Source organism: Halobacterium sp. MBLA0001 (assembly GCF_049705385.1).
Taxonomy (GTDB): Archaea; Halobacteriota; Halobacteria; order Halobacteriales; family Halobacteriaceae; genus Halobacterium; species Halobacterium salinarum.
Map to the genome: position 1 here is coordinate 1,313,634 of NZ_JBNAMQ010000007.1, position 20,356 is coordinate 1,333,989.

Annotated in this window: 19 protein-coding genes; 9 read left to right on the plus strand and 10 right to left on the minus strand. The window is 68.4% G+C overall.

Annotation, left to right across the window (positions count from 1 at the left end; translation table 11 throughout):
- The first annotated feature begins 351 nt into the window (after positions 1-351).
- Together ACOZ32_RS08080 and ACOZ32_RS08085 are read left to right on the plus strand one after the other, a co-directional pair.
- Positions 352-1,836 carry an MATE family efflux transporter gene (locus tag ACOZ32_RS08080; RefSeq protein ID WP_010902502.1) on the plus strand — a complete coding sequence of 495 codons (1,485 nt, stop codon included), beginning with the start codon at positions 352-354 and terminating at the stop codon, positions 1,834-1,836.
- Positions 1,837-2,000: 164 nt separating this feature from the next.
- Positions 2,001-2,618, plus strand: coding sequence for a DUF6663 family protein (locus ACOZ32_RS08085; protein ID WP_010902503.1), 618 nt, complete (start codon positions 2,001-2,003; stop codon positions 2,616-2,618).
- On the opposite strand, the gene ACOZ32_RS08090 is transcribed toward ACOZ32_RS08085, so the two are convergent.
- Entirely contained in the window at positions 2,615-3,526 is a 912-nt protein-coding gene (locus ACOZ32_RS08090) for a 2-dehydropantoate 2-reductase (protein ID WP_010902504.1), read from the minus strand. The two genes, ACOZ32_RS08085 and ACOZ32_RS08090, sit on opposite strands and share 4 nt — an antisense overlap.
- 85 nt (positions 3,527-3,611) lie before the next feature.
- Between ACOZ32_RS08090 and ACOZ32_RS08095 the strand changes: the two genes are divergently transcribed.
- Positions 3,612-4,082 carry a carotenoid biosynthesis protein gene (locus ACOZ32_RS08095; protein WP_285271546.1) on the plus strand — a complete coding sequence of 157 codons (471 nt, stop codon included), beginning with the start codon at positions 3,612-3,614 and terminating at the stop codon, positions 4,080-4,082.
- Here ACOZ32_RS08095 and rtcA read toward each other — a convergent pair whose 3' ends face one another.
- On the minus strand, positions 4,083-5,102 hold the full coding sequence (gene rtcA / locus ACOZ32_RS08100) for an RNA 3'-terminal phosphate cyclase (protein ID WP_285270575.1): 1,020 nt from the start codon (positions 5,100-5,102) through the stop codon (positions 4,083-4,085).
- A gap of 82 nt (positions 5,103-5,184) precedes the next feature.
- Between rtcA and ACOZ32_RS08105 the strand changes: the two genes are divergently transcribed.
- Positions 5,185-5,733, plus strand: a complete 549-nt coding sequence (locus ACOZ32_RS08105; RefSeq protein WP_285270576.1) for a DUF1684 domain-containing protein — start codon at positions 5,185-5,187, stop codon at positions 5,731-5,733.
- Between the two features lie 35 nt (positions 5,734-5,768).
- Here the strand turns inward: ACOZ32_RS08105 and ACOZ32_RS08110 are convergent, their stop codons facing one another.
- The gene (locus tag ACOZ32_RS08110) at positions 5,769-6,746 is read right to left on the minus strand and encodes a transcription initiation factor IIB (RefSeq protein WP_010902508.1); all 978 of its coding nucleotides are present in this window, start codon (positions 6,744-6,746) and stop codon (positions 5,769-5,771) included.
- A 317-nt stretch (positions 6,747-7,063) separates the two neighbouring features.
- On the opposite strand from ACOZ32_RS08110, the gene ACOZ32_RS08115 reads away from it, so the two are divergent.
- Entirely contained in the window at positions 7,064-7,651 is a 588-nt protein-coding gene (locus tag ACOZ32_RS08115; RefSeq protein WP_205251619.1) for a response regulator, read from the plus strand.
- 3 nt (positions 7,652-7,654) lie between these two features.
- Positions 7,655-9,568: a PAS domain S-box protein gene (locus ACOZ32_RS08120; RefSeq protein ID WP_424335128.1), complete on the plus strand. Its 1,914-nt coding sequence runs from the start codon at positions 7,655-7,657 to the stop codon at positions 9,566-9,568.
- 5 nt (positions 9,569-9,573) lie between these two features.
- On the opposite strand, the gene ACOZ32_RS08125 is transcribed toward ACOZ32_RS08120, so the two are convergent.
- Positions 9,574-10,017, minus strand: a complete 444-nt coding sequence (locus ACOZ32_RS08125; RefSeq protein WP_285271110.1) for a DUF7112 family protein — start codon at positions 10,015-10,017, stop codon at positions 9,574-9,576.
- A gap of 91 nt (positions 10,018-10,108) precedes the next feature.
- On the opposite strand from ACOZ32_RS08125, the gene ACOZ32_RS08130 reads away from it, so the two are divergent.
- The gene (locus ACOZ32_RS08130; protein WP_010902512.1) at positions 10,109-10,333 is read left to right on the plus strand and encodes a hypothetical protein; all 225 of its coding nucleotides are present in this window, start codon (positions 10,109-10,111) and stop codon (positions 10,331-10,333) included.
- An 11-nt stretch (positions 10,334-10,344) separates the two neighbouring features.
- Here the strand turns inward: ACOZ32_RS08130 and ACOZ32_RS08135 are convergent, their stop codons facing one another.
- Positions 10,345-10,977 (minus strand): cyclase family protein, encoded by a 633-nt coding sequence (locus ACOZ32_RS08135; RefSeq protein ID WP_285271111.1) that lies wholly within the window; start codon positions 10,975-10,977, stop codon positions 10,345-10,347.
- 86 nt (positions 10,978-11,063) lie between these two features.
- Here ACOZ32_RS08135 and ACOZ32_RS08140 point away from each other — a divergent pair, with 86 nt between their 5' ends.
- Positions 11,064-11,366: a hypothetical protein gene (locus ACOZ32_RS08140; protein WP_010902514.1), complete on the plus strand. Its 303-nt coding sequence runs from the start codon at positions 11,064-11,066 to the stop codon at positions 11,364-11,366.
- Positions 11,367-11,379: 13 nt separating this feature from the next.
- Here ACOZ32_RS08140 and ACOZ32_RS08145 read toward each other — a convergent pair whose 3' ends face one another.
- Positions 11,380-12,084, minus strand: a complete 705-nt coding sequence (locus ACOZ32_RS08145; RefSeq protein WP_010902515.1) for a DICT sensory domain-containing protein — start codon at positions 12,082-12,084, stop codon at positions 11,380-11,382.
- Positions 12,085-12,174: 90 nt separating this feature from the next.
- Here ACOZ32_RS08145 and ACOZ32_RS08150 point away from each other — a divergent pair, with 90 nt between their 5' ends.
- Positions 12,175-12,621 (plus strand): universal stress protein, encoded by a 447-nt coding sequence (locus ACOZ32_RS08150; protein WP_012289215.1) that lies wholly within the window; start codon positions 12,175-12,177, stop codon positions 12,619-12,621.
- Between the two features lie 10 nt (positions 12,622-12,631).
- Here the strand turns inward: ACOZ32_RS08150 and ACOZ32_RS08155 are convergent, their stop codons facing one another.
- Genes ACOZ32_RS08155 through ACOZ32_RS08170 form a run of 4 tightly spaced genes read right to left on the minus strand, consistent with a single transcriptional unit; the run spans position 12,632 to position 20,244 of the window.
- Positions 12,632-14,614, minus strand: a complete 1,983-nt coding sequence (locus tag ACOZ32_RS08155) for a SpoVR family protein (protein ID WP_285271112.1) — start codon at positions 14,612-14,614, stop codon at positions 12,632-12,634.
- Positions 14,601-15,929 (minus strand): YeaH/YhbH family protein, encoded by a 1,329-nt coding sequence (locus ACOZ32_RS08160; RefSeq protein ID WP_285270577.1) that lies wholly within the window; start codon positions 15,927-15,929, stop codon positions 14,601-14,603. Before ACOZ32_RS08160 ends, ACOZ32_RS08155 begins: the two co-directional genes overlap by 14 nt.
- Positions 15,920-18,133: a PrkA family serine protein kinase gene (locus tag ACOZ32_RS08165; RefSeq protein WP_010902519.1), complete on the minus strand. Its 2,214-nt coding sequence runs from the start codon at positions 18,131-18,133 to the stop codon at positions 15,920-15,922. The genes ACOZ32_RS08160 and ACOZ32_RS08165 overlap by 10 nt, the downstream gene beginning before the upstream one ends.
- Before the next feature lie 53 nt (positions 18,134-18,186).
- Positions 18,187-20,244 carry a PrkA family serine protein kinase gene (locus tag ACOZ32_RS08170; RefSeq protein ID WP_010902520.1) on the minus strand — a complete coding sequence of 686 codons (2,058 nt, stop codon included), beginning with the start codon at positions 20,242-20,244 and terminating at the stop codon, positions 18,187-18,189.
- Positions 20,245-20,356: the final 112 nt, after the last annotated feature.

The window sequence follows — 20,356 nt, forward strand, 5'->3', positions numbered from 1 at the left end:
TCCCATGGTATGGCGTTCACAGGGCGTGAGGCGGCCGTATTCAGAATATTCGGGTAGCCAAAGTCTTTTGACTGACCGGTTAGTACGTCCACTCGTCCACGGTATGTATACTGACTCCGTACTCCTGTCTGTACCTGCATCACTCACGCGACCCCGGACGCTGGCGGCCGCCTGGCCCCGTGGTGTCCGGTCACCCGCCGCCCCGACGGGCAGTGTCCCGGGGCCGCCGTCGAACCACCAGCCGGCACGGCGCACGCACCAGCCGGCAGGCGAGCGCGCGACAGCGCGACTGTGCCACACGCACAGCCCCGCCGCGTCACGTCCTGTACCCCGAACAGAGGCGGTCCGCTGATGGGACTGCGCAGCCAGCTCTCGAAGCTGTTCAGAGGGCCGGAGTCCTTCGATCTCACGTCCGGCCGCATCGGCAAGCCGCTGTTCTTCCTGGCGATGCCGATCGTCATCACGAACCTCTTCCAGACCGCGTACAACCTGGCGGACACCTTCTGGCTGGGCCAGTACAACACCGACGCGCTGGCCGCCATCAGCTTCGCGTTCCCGATGGTGTTCCTGCTCATCTCGCTGGGGATGGGGATCTCCGTCGCCGGCAGCGTCCTGGTCGCCCAGTACACGGGCGCCGGCAAGGACGAGCAAGCCGAGTACGCCGCCTCCCAGACGGTCACCTTCTCGGTGCTGGCGTCGCTGCTGTTGGGCGGCATCGGCTACTTCTTCGTCGAGGACTTCCTCTCGGTGGTTGGCGCGTCCGACGCGGTGCTGCGGCCCGCCACCAGCTACATGCAGGTGGTCGCGCTCGGCCTCGCAGCCATGTTCGGGTTCGCGGTGTTCATCGCGCTCATGCGGGGGTACGGCGACACCATCACACCCATGCTGGTGATGTTCGGCTCCGTCGTGTTGAACATCGTCCTCGACCCGTTCCTCATCTTCGGGTGGACCGTCGTCGAGAACGCGCCCCTCGTCGGCACGGTCTCGTTCCCCAGACTCGGCATCCAGGGCGCAGCCATCGCGACCGTGTTCTCGCGGGCGCTCGCGTTCGCCGTCGGCCTCGCGATCATGTTCCGGGGGACCCGGGGCGTCGAGATCAACGCCGCCGACATGCTCCCGGATCTCTCGTATCTCCGGCGGCTCGTCCGCATCGGCCTGCCGGCCTCCATCGAAGGCACGGGGCGCGCGCTCTCGATGAACCTGCTGTTGTTCATCGTCGCGACGTTCCCCGATCACATCGTCGCCGCCTACGGGATCGGCACCCGCGTGTTCTCCGTGGTGTTCCTGCCGGCGATCGCCATCGCCCGGGGCGTCGAAACCATGACCGGGCAGAACGTCGGCGCCGGCAAGCCGGACCGCGCCGCCCGCGCCGCGCGGCTCGCAGCCACCATGCTGTTCGGCGTGCTGTCGGTGCTCGGGCTGATCGTGTACTGGTACCCGGAGCCCATCGTCTCCGTGTTCGTCGGTGCCGGCCAGGAGAACAGCGCGCAGGTCATCGAGGCCGGCAGCCAGTTCCTCCGGTACGTCGCGCTCACGTTCGGTTTCATCGGGATCGCGCGCGCCTACACGGGGAGCTTCCGTGGCGCCGGCAAAACCATGGTCGCGGCCGCGATCTCCGTGATCACCCTGGGCGTCATCCGGTTCCCGCTGGCGTGGGCCACCATCGGCAGCCTGGGATCGGCCGGCATCTGGCTGTCGTTCGCCGTCTCGAACGTCATCGGGGCGATCATCGCGTACGCGTGGTATCGCCGGGGCACGTGGCGCGACACCGGCGTCGTGGACGCGACGACAGCCCAGGAGGACACGGGCGTCGAGCAGTCCGCACAAACCGACTGACGCGCCGCTCGACCGGACCTCGCCGCCAGTTGTAAACGCGGCGACATCTGCCGAGAGCACGCCCAGTTTATGTTTCACACCCGAATCGATCAGTGCGGCCGTCAGAGGCACGCCGGCGCGTGCGGACGAACGCCCTTTTCCCGCCGCCCGCGCTATCACCGCGCATGCAGACCACGACGGCCAGCCAGTACCGCGTGCTCGGCGACGCCCCCGACCGCGACGGCCTGCTCGTGCTGGATCGCGCCGACTACGAACCCCTCCGCGTCACCACCGGCGACGCCGAGGGCGCGCTCGACGACACGGTGGCGGCGCTCCGTCCCGGATACCTCGTGGACGCCACGCTGGCCTGGAACGACGGCGACGCCCGCTTCACCGACGTCGACATCCAACGGCGCACCCTACTGACGTTCGCCCGCGGCGTCTCCGGACTGTTCGAGGCCGCACTCGACACGATGGCCGACGCCCACGAGAACGGCGTGGGCGTGACCGGGCGGCCGACGTTCAACACGGACAACGAACCCAACGGCGCGGTGTACGCGTTCGCCCAGCAGCCCGGCGAGCGCGACATCTTCACGGAGATCAGAACCGGCCGGCTCCCCATCGAGCCGCTCGTCGACCGCCTCGACGAGGACGCCGCCGACGCCCACGAGGTGTTCGTGTTCGACCCACTGGACCACGAGTTCACCATCGTCTACCTGGTGGCGCACCGCGACTCCGTGCTCGCGGACACCGTCAGGGACACCTACGACTGCCCGCGCCCGCCGGAGACGGACCGCGACTAACCGTCCCGTTGGGCGAGCCGCACGAGATCAGCCAGCGTCCGAATCACGGGCACCGCGATGTCGTGGTCGCGAGCGCGCTCGACGACCGCCCCGTGCAGTGACTCGACCTCCGTTCGCGCGCCCCCCGCGAGGTCCTGGCGCATCGAGGACTCGTTGGACGCGGTGCGCGCCGCGACCTGCCGCGCCCGCTCGACGACGGACTCCGACACCGACACCCCCTCGGCCTCCGCCACCCGCACCCCCTCCGTGACCGCGCGCTCAAGCACCCGCTCACCCGGCGGGCACTCCACGAGCGCGCCGTTGTCCACGTCGGCGAGCGCCGTCGCCGCGTTGATCCCGACGTTCACGAGCACCTTCTCCCAGACCGCACGCTGGGGGGACGCAGTCACCGTCGTCTCCATGCCGCCCGTCGAGAACGCCGCCGCAACCGACGCGACGCGGGCGTCGTTCGCGCCGCGATACCGCCCGATGGTGGTCTCACCGCCGCCGGCGTGACGGACCACCCCCGGCTCCGTGCGCGCCGCACCGTGGGTGGTCGTCCCCACCAGCACCGTGTCCGCCGGCACGTGCTCGGCGAGCACGGCGGCGTTCCCCAGCCCGTTCTGGAGTGTCAACACCATCGCGCCGTCGCACTGCCGGCCGAGCGCCCGCGCCGCCGACGCGGTGTCGTAACTCTTCACGCACACCACAACGAGATCCGCGTCCGCAACCACCGACGGATCGGTCGCCACACTGGGCCGTGTCACCCTCGTGGTGCCGTCCGGCTGCACGACCCGCAGCCCGTCCTCCCGGACCCGAGTGAGGTGCTCGCTTTGGTGTCCGAGCAGCGTCACCGCGGTCTCGCCGCCAGCCAACACGCCACCAACCAGCGACCCCAGAGAGCCGGGTCCTTGCACAACAACGCGCATGTCACAACGCTTCCCACGCGGGCACAAATAGCTGTCCGGTCGCCGCCACCGACCGGTTTTTACCGCTGGCCACCCCGGTCCCGGTATGCTGACCGCGCGCCGCTTCGTCCGCGTCGTCGCCGTGGTGTGGCTGGCTGCACTCGCCTCCGCGGTTCTCACGTGGCCGCCCGCAGCGACCGCCGCGCTGTTCGGTGGCGGCGCGGCGATCGCGTTCCTCGCCGAACGCGTCGTCATCCGGGCCGGCTGGCTGACCCACCACATCGACCCCGCGATCCGCGGCGTCCCCCTGTACGCTCTGGCCGGCTGGACCGCCGTCGTGTACGCCGCGGCCCGTGTCGCGCTGCTCGTGACCGCCGGGTGGACGGCCGTCGCGACCACAGCCGTCTTGGCGGCCGCGTTCGACGCCGTCACCGACCCGATCGGGGTTGCCAGCGACTACTGGACGTACCGTACCGCACTCGGCGGCCCGCAGTACTGTGGCGTGCCGTGGTGGAACACCGCTGGCTGGCTGGCGGTCGCCGCCGCCACCGCGGCACCCGCGGTTATGCTCCAGTGATCACGCCGACAACACGACCGCGCCGTCGTCGGTGTGCTCGATGCCGATGTCGTAGTCGAACTCCGCCAGCAGGTCGACACACGTTTCGATGTGCGTGGTCACCTCGGGCGCTCGCACTTCGCCGCCAGCCACGGCCACCACCGGCACGAGCTGGTCGGCGAGATGGCTGTCGACCGCGCCGGGCCCCGACTCGAACGCCGCGAGCGCGTCGGCGGCGTTCTCGCCGACGGCGTCGGCGCTCACGCCACGCTCGCCGAGCGCCGCGAAGCCGGCCCGCGAGTGTTCGTACTCGGCGGCCAGCACGACCGCCGACCCCGCCGAGTCGGCGTCGGTGTAGGCGATCTCGTGGGCGGCGTCCGGGGCGGCTGCCGTGGCCTGCTGCTCGGCCACCTCGTCGTCGGCCAGCGACGACTCCGCAACCGAGTACGCCGTCAGCGCCTCGCGGTCGCCGCGCTCGGTGAGGGTGATCGGCGTCGGCGTGGACGGCTCGACCGTGAGCGTCGCCTCGCCGCCGCCGCGTGGATAGAACCCCCGACGGTCGACGGACACGGTGGCGTCGATCCCGTGCTCGCGCAGCAGCGGCAGTTTGACGTGCTGGAAGTAGTCCATCGGCGGCGCCCACTTCGCGTCCGTCCCACCGGTCAGGGTCGCAGTTATGGGCTCGTCGAGCGCGCCCGCAAGCGGCAGCAACGAGTCGAACACCAGCGGGATGCTGCCTGCGGTGCCGACCTCCACGCTCGTTGTCCCGCCGAGCGTCGGCTCCTCGTCGTCGTCGGCCTCCTCGGCAGCGACCTCCGGCTCGAAGCTGAACGCTTCCGATCCCACTTCGACGCCGTCCGTTGCCGCATCACAGATGTCGGCGACAGCGTTCACGGCGGCACAATGCTGGGCCTGCAGGCCAGGGTTCGATCGTGCGCGCCGCACGTACCGCATCCGGAAGGACTCTCCGGAGACCGCCGCACACGTTAATGCTGTGCGGACGAGCTGACCGCCACCGGAACTCCCGTCGAGAACGTGCATACGTACACCACGAACTGGATCAGTCAAAAGGGTGTCCGTCCGTCCCGCCACCGTTAGGGTGATGTCGCCGATACCACTGCCTGTGACCGACACTGACGACGCATGGCGGGCTCGCATCGCGGCCCACCGCGCGGACAAAGACGAGTTCCTGGCCACGCACGACCAGTCACCGATCCCGCCGGCCGACCGCGGGGCCTTCGACGGCCTCCGATACTTCGACATCGACGCGTCGTTCCGGGTGGCCGCGCGATACCAGCCCGCCCGCGACCCCGAGGCGGTCGAACTGGAGACAACGCGTGGCCCGCCCGCGGAGTACACGCGTGCCGCCGTCCTCGGCTTCGACCTCGGGGACAGCCACCACACGCTCACCGCGTTCCGTGTCGAGGGTGAGTCGTCGCTGTTCGTCCCGTTCACCGACGAGACCACCGACGACGGGCGCACCTACGAGCACGGCCGCTACCTGGACATCGACCCCGCCGGGGCCGATGGTGGCGACGAGGTCGCCCTGGATTTCAACCTGGCGTACAACCCGTTTTGCGCGTACGGGGGGTCGTTCTCGTGTGCGCTGCCGCCCGCGGACAATCACGTTCCGGCGGCGATCACGGCCGGGGAGCGCGTCGACGCCGACTGAATCGGCGGTCCACGGGACGCGGAAAACAGGCGGCGTCAGGCGGCTGCTTCGGTGGCTTCCAGCAGCTCCTGGTAGCGGTTGCGGATGGTGACCTCGCTGACGTCGGTCACCTCGCTGACCTCGCTTTGGGTGACCTTGTGGTTGGTGAGGAGGCTGGACGCGTAGATCGCCGCGGCGGCCAGTCCGACCGGCGACTTGCCGCTGGTGACGCCGTCGGCCTGGGCGTTGGAGATGAGTTCTCGGGACCGCCGCTCGACCTCGTCGGGGAGGTCGAGGTCGCTTGCGAACCGCGGCACGTACTGCGCGGGGTCGGCGGGCGCGACTTCGAGGCTGAGCTCCCGGACGATGTAGCGGTACGTGCGCTTGAACTCCATCTCGTCGATGCGGCTGACGTTCGCCACCTCGTCGATGGAGCGTGGCGTGCTGAGCTGGCGCGCGGACGCGTACAGGGCGGCGGTGGCGACGCCCTCGATGGAGCGCCCGGGCAGCAGGTCCTCGCTGAGCGCGCGGCGGTAGATCACCGACGCGGTCTCCCGGACCTCCTTGGGCAGCCCGAGTGCGGAGGCCATGCGCTCGATCTCACCGAGCGCCTGCTTGAGGTTGCGTTCCTTGCTGTTGCGGGTGCGGAAGCGCTCGTTCCACTTGCGCAGGCGCTGCATCTTCTGGCGCTGGTTGCTGGAGAGACTGTTCCCGTAGGCGTCCTTGTCCTGCCAGCCGATGTTCGTGGACAACCCCTTGTCGTGCATCATGTTCGTGGTCGGGGCGCCCACGCGGGATTTCTCGTCTTTCTCCGTGGAGTTGAACGCGCGCCACTCGGGGCCGCGGTCGATGCCGTTCTCCTCGACGACGAGCCCGCAGTCGACACAGACCGACTCGCCGTGCTCCTCGTCGTCGATGACCTGCCCGCCACACTCCGGGCAGGTCAGGACGTCTTCGTCGGGGGTCGATACTGTCTCGTCGTTGTCTGTCTGGCGCTGGTCGCTGCTGTATGTTCTGATTGTACTGTCACTCATTATGTTGGAAGTGCCGGGAGATGGCGCTGGTGCGCCCGGCTTGTCGTGAATCAAAGTAAGAGCGACAAGTACTTAAATGTTTCCCAGAAATGTGCGTTTCTTGGGAAACCGTATCGGCGTAGGAAACGGTTATCACGGCCACTGACTGGTGCTTTGGGGTAACCAAAACGTTACCGTCGGTGTGTCTCCACTTAGCGAAAGGCTTATCACTGTATATTGCGGTGGTAGCATCCAGTAATCGACCCCCGTTGCCGACTCCCCACCAGTGAAAGACATATAACGCCAGTCCACCCAACGTAGCACGAACGGCCAGTTCTATGAGTTCACAAGCGGGCACCGTGCTCATCGTCGACGACGATGCAGCCCTCACAGACGTCTACGCCGCCTGGCTCGCCGACGACTACCCCGTCGAGACAGCCACATCAGGGGCTGCTGCCCTCGACGTAATCGACGACCACGTCGATATCGTACTCCTCGACCGCCGCATGCCGGGGCTCTCCGGCGACGACGTGCTCGCGGAGATCCGTGCCGACGGCCACGACTGCCGCGTCGCCATGGTCACCGGCGTCGAACCCACCACGGACGTGATCGCCATGGGGTTCGACGAATACCTCGTCAAGCCGGTCGACAGCGACGACCTCCACCGCACCGTCGAGACGCTGCGGGATCGGCTGGCGTACAGCGACGACCTCCAGGAGCTGTACGCGTTGCTGTCCAAGCGCGCCCTCCTCGAAACCAACCCGGACGCCGCCGACACCGACGCCTACGACGACCTCGACGACCGCATCGACGCCCTTCGGGCCGATCTCACCGACACGGTGTCCGAGTTCAGCCACGACGACTTCCGTGCCGCATTCCACGACCTTACACCCCAGGACCCCGAAGGCAGCGCCAACGCAAACTGACGAATGCACGTTCACCGGAACCTGCGGTCGGCCATCCGCGCAGCAGCACACACCGCTGACTCGACCACGGCGCTCTACGACGGCGTCTGTGACGCCGCTGCCAACACCGGCACCACGTACGCCTACGTCTACACCCAGTCCGACGACCCCACTGCGCCCACCGTCCACGCCACCGCCGGGGACACCGACTCCGCGGCCATCCCGACGGTACCCACTGCGCCGTCGGCCGGCGTCACCACCGTCGACACCGCTGGGGGACGTGAATGCCACGTCCCCATCCTGGACGGCGACGACCGCTACGCCACACTCTCGGTCCACATCGCCGACGACACGCCAGCCCCTACGGACGACCTCCGCGCCGTCGGACAGACGATCGGCCTCGCCGCGGCGAAACTCACCGCCGAAGCGGCGCGCGACAGCCTCGCGGACGACCTCGACGTCGAACAGCGCCAGTTCCGGAAACTCCACAGCATCGCCGCACAGATGATCGGCTGCGAAAACGAGCGCGCCATCTACCAGCTCGCCATCGACGCCGCCGAGAACATCCTCGAGTTCGACATCTGCGGCATCGACATCGCCCGCGACGGCGTCCTCGAACCGGTCGCGCTCTCCACGAGCCTCAACGCCGCCGACTCCCAGCGCCTCCCCGACGACGAAGGCATCGCCGGCCAAACCTACCAGGACACCACCACGATCATCGTTGACGACCTCCACGCCAGGCCCGACGCCGCCCCGGCAAAGGACGCCTACCGGTCGCTGCTCAGCGTCCCGGTCAAGGACCTCGGCGTGTTCCAGGCCGCCGCGGAGCGCGAGAACGCGTTCGACGACCGCGACGCCGAAGTCGTCGAGCTCCTGATGGCCCACGTCGGCGAAACCCTCAGCGGCCTCTGGTCGGCGCACGCGCTGCGCGAGAGCGAGCGCAAATACCGCACCCTCATCGAACAGAGCCACGACGCCGTCACCATCCACACCCGCGACGGCTTCGCGTTCGTGAACGAGCCCGCCACCGAGCTGTTCGGCCGCGACGAGTCGACGCTCCTCGACCTGGCGGCCAGCGATCTCGTTCACCCCGACGACCACGACGCACTCACCCCCATCACCGACGACGCCGTGCCCGGCGACGACCACGACACCTTCGACGCGCGCGTCCAGCGCCCCGACGGCACCATCAGGCAGTGCGAAGTGTCGACGACCACCATCACCTACGAGGGTGACCCCGCGGTGCTGGCGTCGATCCGTGACATCACCGAGCGCAAGCGCCACGAACAAGCCCTCGAACGCAAAAACGACCGCCTCGAACAGTTCGCCAGCATCGTCAGCCACGACCTCCGCAGCCCGCTGAACGTCGCGAAAGGCAGCCTCGAACTCGCCAGGAACACCGGCGAGCACCAGCACTTCGACCGCGCCGCCGACGCCCTCGACCGCATGGACAGCCTCGTCGAGGACGTGCTCGCACTGTCGCGGCAGGGCGAGCTCGTCGCCGAAACCGAGCGCACCACGCTCGCGGAGATCGCCGCCGACGCCTGGGCGTCGATCAACGCCCCCGACGCCAGCGTCGAATACGACGCCGCAGCCATCGACGTCGACGCCGACCCCGGACGCCTCCAGCAGCTCTTCGAGAACCTGTTCCGGAACGCCGTCGAGCACGCCGGCGACGACGTCACCATCCGGGTGGGGTCCACCCCGGAGGGGTTCTACGTCGAGGACGACGGCCCCGGCATCGAACGCGACGCCGCGGACACCGTCTTCGAACGCGGCGTCTCCGGCACCGACACCGGCACCGGGTTCGGACTCGCGATCGTGCGCGAGATCGCCGACGCGCACGGCTGGTCGATCACTGCGGTGCCGGCAGGCGATGACGCGCCCGCCGACCGCGGTGCGCGCTTCGAAATCACCGGCGTCCCGGTGCTAGCTTAGGCGGTTCACGCGCCGTCGCCGTCCCCGAGCGACGCGGCGATGTCAGCCAGGCCTTCGTCCGGCGTGCCGGTCGACTCGTAGGTCGCCGTCTCCCCGGGTGCACGCAGGCCGTATTTGAACCCGGCAGCCACGACGTCGACGTGTACCGACCGCCCAGCCTCCAGGCCGGCGTCGGCGAGCCACGCGGCGAGCTCGTTGTCCGCGCCGTTGGGCTGGCGCGCGAGCCGCGGGGTCGCGTACGCGCCCCGGATGACAGGCGTGTCGTCGGCCGTTGCGGCCACGCTGGCGTGGTGTTCGGAGCCATCCAACACGACCCGCACCACGTCGCCGACCGGCAGCGACGCGGCGCTGTCAGCCGGCACCTGGACCGCCAGCCGCCGCGTACCGCCAGCCCGCACGACGGAGCCACGCCCCGACTGGACTGTCTCATGCGTCACGCGTTCGGTCATACGACCGCGTGGGGGCCCGACAAGCAAAACGCTCGCGGTCCCATCCACAGCGAGCCGGATCGTTTTTGCGCGTCGCCGACGAACACAGCGTATGGACGTACCCACGCCGACCGACAACCGCATCGGGAGCCGCAAACAGGCGGCGGTTGCCATCCTCCCGTTCCTGCTGTTGGGCCTGCTCGACGTTGTCCTGCTGCTCGGCTGGGGGCTGGATCCGCTTTGGGGGTTCGTCATCCTGCCGCCGATCCTGTTCATCAGCGTGCTCGGCTGGATCGCGTTCAAATCCGGGTTCGTGGACGATCGCGGCACGGCCTGACCCGCAGCCGGCTACGGCGCTGCGACCACGCGAGCGGGCGCGCCGTCGGCCGCAACCGGCAGCGGATACGCCTGGACCGGGACGCGCTCGGGGAGCCCGTCGAGGTTCGTCACGTTCTCAACGATCAGCGCTCCCGCACCCAGGAGCGCGCGGTGGGCCGGATACGCCGCGGCGTCGGATGACTCCCCCGCGGGCGCTGTTCGGGTCGGGTCCACGCTGGGCGCGTCCACCGCGACGGCGCACCCGGCGTCGGCGCAGCGCTCGGCGGCGGCCACGCTCAGGTGCGGGTGCTCGTAGTACTCGGTGCGGCCCCAGTCCGCGGCCGTCCCGGTGTTGAACACTACCATATTGTGGCCGTCCAGTGATGGCACGCGATCCACGGGGATGGCGTCCCCGGGGCCGTAACCGGTGCAGTCGACGACGTGCGCGTCGAACCGGAACGCCGACACGTCGAAGGCGTCCAGGGACCGCCCGTCAGCGAGGAGGTGACTCGGGGCGTCGATGTGCGTGCCCGAATGCGTGCTACACGCCACCGCCGACACCCGGTAGCCGTCGGCCGCCATCGTGGCGTGTGGCGTCACCGCTGCGGGCGGATCACCGGGATACGGCTCGCCCGACCCCAGTGCGTGTGACAGATCGCGCATGCCGCCGCCTACACCCCGCCCGCCGTTGAACCCCGCGATCCACAAATACCGGTAAGCGTTAAAGCGGGCCTCCCACAGGGATTCGTATGGGGGTGGTGGCCGCGTTACCGTACGGACTGCTCACGGGAGGACTGCTCGCCGCCAGCTGGGGGCTGCTCCGCGCCGGCTCAATGACTGTGGTGCCGCTGTACGACGCGGACGCCGCCAGCGATCCCGCGGCCCTGTCCACCGTGGTCGCGGTGTCGCTCGCCGCGTTCGCAGTCGCGACGCTCGCGTTCACCGTGCTCCGGGCAGCGGGCCGGGACTCCGTCGTGGTGGTCGCCGGCTACGGCGTGGCCGTGCTGTCGGTCGCACTCACCACGGCGTGGCGCGCCCGCGCCTACGAGTGACACCGGCGGGTACTCACGCCGGCTGCTGGTAGCCCGTCACCGCCTCAAGCGCGCGCTGTACGAGCGCCGGGTCGTACGTCCAAAACCCATAGAACCCGCCGTCGGCGCGCTCCTCGGCCAGCAACGCCGAGGACTGCGCGCGGTCGGTGCCCCCGTCGTAGAGCACGAACCACGACACCGCAAGCTCGTCGCTCTCCGGGGCGTGCACCGCAAACGACGTGTCACCGAGCTCCGCGTCCGGCACGCCGTAGACGTGCACGGAGAGATCACACGCCGCGAGCTGCTCGTAGGTGTCACGCTCCTTTCGCACGTTCGACAGCCGCTGGAACCCCGTGTGAAGCTGGCCGCTGTTGGCGCGCCACGCCCGATCCTCGATCTCCCGGGACGCCATCGTCATCTGGCGCCGGTCGTAGGAGGTGAACGTGGTGTGATCGAGGTGCTCCAACAGCGGGCTGTACGGTGCTTCGTCGCCCACCTTGTGGAGGTCCCGGGACGCCAACTCGCGCAGCGCCGGCGCGTCAACCGACGCCAGCTGCGTCCCGTCGGCGTCCGCGAGGACCGCCCGCAGCGCGTCCTCGGTCGGCTCGTGCTCGATGGCAACGTGCTGGGACGAAAAGTACTCGCGCACGGCAGTGACGACGCCGTCACCCGCCGGTGCGTAGACCGTCAGTGCCTTCTCGCGGCCCCGTACCTCCGCCATTAGGTGCCGGAGACTCATCACTGATCGTTCTCCCCTCGCGTACAAATGCGTTGTTCATACCCAGCGACCGCCCCATGTTTTATGGTTGCCGCACAAGCGGTCTCAGGTATGGATCGAGCGATCGCAGTCGTCGAAGCCAGCGACTCCGCCAAGCAACTCGTCGAAGAAGCCGGCGAACTGGCCGCGGGCGTTGGCGCTGACCTCCTGTTGTTACACGTCACCACCGAAACCGAGTACGGCGAGCGCCGCGAATCGATGGCCAACATCCCGGATTTCGACGTCACGTACACCATCGACGAAGCCACCGACGGCGCGCGCAAGTTCGCCTCCGACATCGGCCGTGACGTGCTCTCCGATGTCGACATCGAGCCGACATCCGTCGGCCGCGTCGGCGACAAGGGCGACGAGATCCTGGCGCTGGCCGACGACCGCGACGCCGACCACATCTTCATCGCCGGCCGGAAGCGTTCCCCAACCGGGAAAGCCATCTTCGGCGACGTCACCCAGCGCATCATCCTCGAATTCGACGGCGCGGTCACCGTCATCACGACCTGACGGCGCGCGCTCACAGCCACTCGTCGGGTTTCGTGTCGTAATCGAGGTCGTCCGCGGCCAGGTGCTCGACGGTCTCCCAGTCGAGCTCGGCGTGGCTGACCGACTCGCCGTCGTACCGCAACGCGACCCCCACCTCTTCGGGTTCGGGCTCGCGGTCGTTGCGGCGCGCGCGCTTCCGCTCGCTGTCCGTGACGCGTTTCGTGATCGTGTGCAACACCACGGGCCGCCCCCACAGCTCGAAGACGCGTTGTAGCGTCGCCTCGGCCTGTTCGCGGTCCAACATCACGCCGTTGTACTCGTGGCCGAGCAACAGCTCGCCGCGGTTCTCGTGGTTCGCGTCGTACACCGCGATCGTCGGCTTTCCGAGGTTCGTGAACCGCAACAGGAGCTTGCGCTTCACGTCCGCGGCGTCGGTGCTGGTCGCCCGGAAATCACCCCGCGTCTGGCTGAACTCGTAGGCGAAATACTCGTTGGCGTCCACGAACTCCTGGGTGAGGAACTCGTCGACGAACGTCACGTCGTTGTGGCTCTCCCGGACGCTGTACATGCGATCCCACCCCGCAGTCACCGGCACGTCCGCCAGCGCCGCCTCGACGCTGGCGTACCGCGCCGTGTCGAAGAGGTATCGGCTCACGGACTCCAACTCGTCGCGCGTCACGCGCCCCAGGAACCCCCGGTACTGGGGTTTCGCCAGCGAGTAATGCCGGTGGGCAAGCCCCTCGTAGGTGAACAGCTTCCACGGATACCGCTGGACGTCGATCTCGCGCTCCCGGGCGGCCGCAAGCCCCTGCCAGTCGACGTACGCGTCCGGCAGCGACTCGACGGCATCCAACTCGTCGGGCGCGACGGCCGCCACCGCGGCCGGTGGTGCCAACGTGTCCACCACGTCCGCGGTGTCGACCGTGTCGTGGAAGTTCCGCCACGTCACGCCGTCCACGCGCAGCAGGTGCTCAAGCACCGCCCGCCGGTTGGCGCGGTTCTCCACGTACTCCCACAGCTCCTTCCCGAGTTTGTACGGGTTGAACCCCGGACTGTTCAGCACCCGGGCCTGGTGGTCGGCGTAGCTCAGGAACTCGTCGTCGCCCGCGAACGCCTCCTCGCCCATCATCATCGACTCCCAGTACGCCGCCCACCCCTCGTTCATCACCTTCGTGGTGCGCTGGGGGGCGAAGTAGTACGCCTCCCGGCGCAGCAACTCCAGGAGCTCGCGCTGCCAGTCCTCGAAGGCCGCCGCCTTCTCGGCGTCCTCGTCGTAGGCCTGCCCGTGATCGCGCAGGAACGCCAGCAGGTCGTACTCGGGGGATTCGGGGAACTGCACGCTGTCGTCGACCGCCGCAATGTCGTCCAGCCAGGTCTCCGTGAACACCTCGTCGCGGACCTCCTCGCTGACGCCAAGCGACGCCAGCGTCTCCGCCAGCGCGTCCGGATCACCGCCCTCCGCGTCCCGGTCGAACGCCCGCCGGTATTCGATGTTGTCCTCAATGGTCAACACCGTGTCAATGAACCGCTCGACGGACTCCCGGCCGATCTCCGGGTCCGACAGGAACGACGCCACGCGGTCGGCGTGGCGCTCCAGCATCGCCGCCGCGTCCGGCCCCTCGCCGTCCGCGAACAGCCCGAACCACTGGTTGTTGTTGAAGAAATCCGCGTGCCCCTCGACGTGCGTGATCACCGCCTTCTGATCCGCGAGGTCGTTGCTCACCTGCAGGAACGCGTTCGAGGGGTCGTCGTTGTTCACGATCTCGAACGCCTTCCCGCCGAGGAACTGCGTCTGCTTGCGTTGTTTCTCGTATTTCATCCCCCACCGCCAGTGTGGATACCGCGTCTGGAACCCATCGTAGGCGATGAGCTCGTTCATCTCGTCGTGGTCCACGACCCAATACTGCACGTCGTATGGGTCGAGGCCGAGCTTCCGGGCGAGCGCGTTGGCTTCCCGGGCCGGCTCGTCGAGCGTCTGGGCCGCCGCGTGCTTGGCTGGATCAGGCCGTGTCATTGTCCTCTGTGCTGAGAATCGTCTCGATGGCACCCATCACGTCATCGGGCTCGGTGACCGTCGTCACGGCGACGTTGTCGGTGTCGCCGAACGCGTCCCGGACTTTGCCCGCGTGCGTGCCCGTCTGGACGCCATCGGTGGGCTGTGTTTCGACGTACGCGTGCAGGTTCGCGTCGATGTCGTTCATCAACGGGATCACGTTCTCCTCGGTGTCGTCGTGGCTGTTCTCCCCGTCGCCGGCCGCGAACACGTACCGGTTCCACTCCGAGAACGGGTACTCGTCGAGCACGCTCTCGGCGAGCTCGTAGGCGGTCGAAATGCGGGTGCCGCCCCCGGACTGGATCCCGAAGAAGTCGGTGCGGTCGACCTCCCAGGCGTCGGCGTCGTGGGCGATGTACACGAACTCGGCGTTGTCGTACTTCCCGGTGAGATACCAGTCCAACGGGGTGAACGTCCGCTCGACGAGCTCGCGTTTGGACTCCCGCATCGACCCCGACACGTCGCGGATGTTCACCACGACGACGTTGCGCTCGCGGTGCTCGACGACCTTCGGATGCCGGAACCGCTCGTCCTCCCGCCGCAACGGCACCCGTCCCGGGCCGCCGCGCCGGATCCGGGTCCGCGTGGGTTCGACGTCGACCGCCGCCTCCATCGCGTCGATCGACGCCCACACCGCGTCGTCGACAACTCGGCCGGCGTCGTCGTCCGGGCTGGGGCTGCGGGCGCGCTCGGCGATCCACGCCCGCGACACCGGGATGTGCTGTTCGCGCGCCCAGGTGTACACCGCATCGACCCCCCAGCCGTCGACCCGCAACGCCGCCGTGACGTACGCCTCGTCGAAGTCCATCGCGATCTTGCGCTTCAACCCCTGCTTGTAGAGGTGCGCGAAATCCAGGGTGCCACGCGGGCCACGGCGCGCGGTCTCGTTGAACGCGCCCTCCGTCTCCGCGACCACCTTCTTCCCCTTCGGGTCGAGATCCAACCCCAGGCGCTCGTCGAGCTCCGCCGCGAACTCCTCGGGGTCCATCTCGTAATACTCGTGGTCGGCGCTCTCGTCGCCGGCCTCGTCGTCGTCACCCTCGCCGGCCTCGTCGGGCTCCCCGACCTGATCGCCGGGGTCGACGTCGCCCTGCCCGACCCCGCCGCGGTCGAGCTGGTCGTATTCGAACGCGGGCAGGTCCACGAGCTTGATCGGCACCCGCACGGCGTCGGGGCCGCTGCCCCCCAGATCGCCGTACTGGATGAACTCCGCGAGGTCTTGGCGGCGCTGTTCACCGATCTCGTGGAACCGTTCGCGGTCCTCTCTCAGTCCCATTCGTCCGTCACCTCCGAGATCACGCTTCGGGACGCCAGCTCGGCGCTCGCCCGCGAATACCCCCGCTCGGACACCAGAAACGAGATGGCGTCCGCCTTGACCGCGGCCGTGTCAGTGCCCTCCGGCGGGTCCGCCCACTGCGTCGGGTCGAACTCCGGGTGCACGCGCTTGACGTCGTCCCAGTCGTTGCCCGCGAGCACGTCGCGCAACACCGGCACCGTCGACAGATCCACGTCGTGGGCGTGGAACTCGTCGTCGCGGTGCTCCCAGGCGTGGCGAGTCACCGCCGTCATCACGGTGTCCTCGCGGAACGTCTCGACGGCCGGCGTGGGGTCGTTGCCGTGGTAGTGGGTGTCGGCGTCAAAGCGCCCCAGCGTCTCCGTCTCGAACAGCTTCATCGACAGCGCGTCCGGCTCCGCTTGCTCGCCGCGCGCGTTCTCGACGGTGTCGCCGGTCGCCCACGCGTGGACGTTGTCGACGTACTCCTCGACCGCCGACTCGCTCGCTCCCTCCCCGGCCAGCACCGCGTCGCGCACGTCCTCGGCCTGCTGGTCGTGGATGTACGCCTCCACGACCGCCACCCGGTCGTTGAACTCCGCGCGCTCGGCGTCGGAGAACACCGGCGCGGACGACAGCCCGTCGACCATCCCGGACAGCACGTCACCGGGCGTGATGACCCGCTCGACCGCGAGGTCGGGGTGGCTGCGGTCGGCGTCCGCGTGCAGGCGATCGGCCAGCACGTCCCGCGTGTACGTCACCGGGATCCCGTTGGCACCGTCGGCACCGTCAGCGAGGTCGAACTCGCTCGCGTCCCGGCGGTCCTCCCCGCTGCCGACGTACCCTCGGTCGAACAGCAACGCCTTCTCGACCAGCGACAGCTCGTCGCCGTGGTCGTCGTCGTCGAGCCGTGTCACGACGCTGTACAGCGCGGCCGCCTCGATCGTGTGCGGCGCAAGCTCGCGCTCCGTCTCCCCGTCATCGTCGCGCACCGACACCGTCACCGGCTGTGCGGCGCGCTCGGCCAACACCTCCGGGTCCGTGGCCGTCCACACGCCGGCGTCACCGGTGAGCTCCCGGCGCAGCAACTGGGCTTCGAGACTGATCGACGTGAGATAGCCGAGCTCGTGTTTCGACAGCCGCCGCTTCAACGCCTTCAGCGGGTCGAACCCCTGCCGGTCGTCGTGTTTGTTCAGCTGCGCTTCCAGGTCCAGATTCGAGATCACGACCAGCTGCGTGTCCAGGTCCATCCCGATCCCCTTGTCGAGTTTCACGCGGCGCTCGTCGGGCACGTTCAACAGCTTCTGTAGCAGGTCGGCGTGCTGGCTGGCGTCCTCCATGATGGTGAGACAGCCGTTGCCCTGCGAGAGCACGCCGTCGTAGCTGAACGCCTGGGGGTTCTTGCGCCCCTTCGAATCCAGTTGCCCGAGCAACCCCGCGACCCAGGACCCCACGAGGCGCTCTTTCGGGCTGCCGGCGTCCTCGGAGTGCAACACGCCGATCCCCTGGCCGCGCTCCACGACGTAGTTTTTCACGCGCAAATGCTTGGGGTCGGTCGCCGCCGCGAACACGTCCGCGACGCCCTCGCGGCGGTACTGCTGTTCGAGGTGGTCGTAGGCCTCCCGGGAGAACGGCGGCAGGTCGGCGTCGGCGCGCAACGCGTCGGCGTCCTCGCGGTGGTCGTTGACGTCCGCGAGCACGTCCTCGCGGACGTCCGTCGGGAACACCGACAGCGGCGACGCCTGCACGGGGCTCTCATACCAGTCGTCCTCGCGGTCGACGGGCTCCTCGCCGTAGGTCAACCCCGGACCGCGGTCGGCGTCCGAGACGTTCCACTCGATGGTGTATCGCCGGCCCGCGTCGGTCTTCGAGAACTCCCGGAGCCCGTTGATCAGACACCGCTTCAGCTCCGACTTCCCGGTGGCCGTCGGCCCGGCGAACCACAGGATGGTCTCGGCTTTGCCGCGGCCCGCCGCGATCGCGCGCACGTCGTCGACGAACGCGTTCAGCGTCGCCGTGTTCCCGAGGACCGCGTGCTCGCCGTCGTTGTGGGGGTCGTCGAAGAACCGATAGCGCTGCGCGCGCTCGCCGTTCTCCACGACCTCCCGGGTGCCCGCGCTCTCGATCGCCGCCAGCAGGTACCGGCTGGCGTGGGCGGCGGCTAACGGCTGTTCGAACGCCCGGTCGACGTACTCGGCGAGGCTCATCGGCTCGTCGTAGGCGTCCCGCAGCGCGCGGTTCGCCCGCCCAATGTAGTCTGTCACGATTCCAGTTCCGCTTTCGCGACCTCGGCGCCGGCGAACTCCAAGACCTCACGGGCACCGTCCTCGCTGTACCCGCGGTCGACGAGCGCCGCCACCCACTCGTTGTCCTGTTCCTCGTCGACGTCGGCGTTCGACACCAGCGCCGAGAAGTTGATGTTGTGCTTCTTGTCCTCCCAGAGCTTCCGCTCCAAGGCGCGGCGCAGTCGGTCGTTGTCCTGGGGGTCGAACGGCTCGCCCTCGCGGGCGCGCCGGCTCACCCAGTTCGACACCTCCTGGCGGAAGTCGTCTTTGCGGTCGCCGGGCACGCCGAGTTGCTCCTCGACGGCGCGCAGGAACGTCTCATCGGGCTCCTGCTCGCGGCCCGTGAGCTCGTCGGCGACGGTGTCGTCGTCGATGTACGCCATCACGTGGTCCATGTATTTCTCGCCCTGGCGCTGGATCTCGTCGAGATCGTAGGCGAGGGCGTGCCTGACGTCCTCGATGGCGCGCTCCTTGTACTCCTCGCGGACCTGTTCGAGGACGCGCTGGTAGTCCGCGACGTGGTCCTCGGGGATCGATCCGTGCTGGGGGAGGTTGTCCTCGACCCGGTTGAACACCGTCAGCGGCGACAGGAACCCGCGGTCGCGGTCCATCGACTCCATGATCGCGGCGGCGATCTCGTCGCCGACGAACCGCGGGCTGACGCCGTCCATGCCCTCCCGATCACCGGTGACCTCGGCCTCCTCGCGGAGCTTCTCCGGGTCGACGTCGTCGATGTCATCGAGCTCCCCGTTGTACGCTTTGGCCTTCTCCAAGAGCCCGATGGCGTCGGTGTCGGGCTCGCGGATGCGCGTGAGCACGCCGAACAGCCCGGCCATCGTGAGCGTGTGTGGCTCCACGTGGATGTCCGGCACGTCGGCGTTCCCGAGCAGCTTCTCGTAGATCTTGGCCTCCCGGTCGTACTCCAGGACGTACGGGAAGTCCACACGCTTGGTGCGGTCGTTGAACGCCTCCATCTTCTCGTCGGCGCGCTTGTCCTGGTATTCGGGCATGTTCGTGCGCCCGACGATCACCTGGTCGATGTCGATCCGGGGGTTGTTCTTCGGCTTGATGGTCTGTTCCTGGGTGGCGTGCAGGAAGTCGTAGAGGAACTCCCGCTGGAGTTTCAGCAGCTCCTCGCCGGAGAAGATGCCGCGGTTGGCGTTGCAGAACGCGCCGGCGTAGTCGAACGCCCGTGGGTCGCTCTCGCCGTAGACCGCGAGCTTCGAGTAGTTAACGTCGCCCGTGAGCTCGGTTTCGTCCTGGTTTTTCTTGTCCTTGGGCTCGAACGTCTCGATGCAGTCGCGGCGGTTCTCGCTGGCGACGAGCCGCACCACTTCGACGTGGGATTCCAGGACGGCCTGGAGGTCGTCGTCGTAGTGCGCGAGCAGCTCGTCCATGTAGAACTCGCTTTCGGGGTCGAGGCTCTGGCTGTTGCGCAGCGAGTACGGCGCGTCGAGGTCCTCGTTGAGGTCGTCGATGACCTGCTGGCGTTGGGCCTCCGGGAGCAACACGAGCGGGTCCTGGTGCATCGGGGAGGTGATGGTGTCGTCGTTGGGGTCCTGGTCGTCGATGACCGAGCAGAGATCGGTCCAGCGGAACGTGTACAGCCGCCCCTCGCGCTGTGCGGTGTAGTCCTCGAAATAGCGGCGGACCTGGCGGTCGACGTCTGATTTCCCCGAGCCAACGGGCCCGAGCAGGAGGATGATGCGCTTTTCAGGGCCGAGCCCCCGAGCGCCGCTTTTGACCTTGTTGACGAACTCGTGGATGGATTCGTGGACCTCCCGACCGAAGAACGTGTTCGCACCCTCGCCCAGCGGGTCCTCGGATGCAAGCCGGTACTCGACGACCCCGTCGTCGTCAGTCGTCTTGCCGTAGTAGTCGAACATGTCCGCGAGCCGCTGGTGGGCGTTGCGGGCGACCGTGGGGTCGTCGTAGAGGGTGTCCAGGTACCACTGGAAGCTCTGGGTGTCTCGGAGGTCCGCTGGCACTGACTCCGCGTATTGCTCGCTGAGTCGGTCGAGGGTTTCAGTCATGGTGGGTGTGTGTCTCGGTGGCTCGCCCGGGTGTGCGACCGAGGTGGGTCAGATGTGGGGTGTGGGGGCGGTCGCTGGGCGGGACACCGGCACTCATATAATTATGGGGATT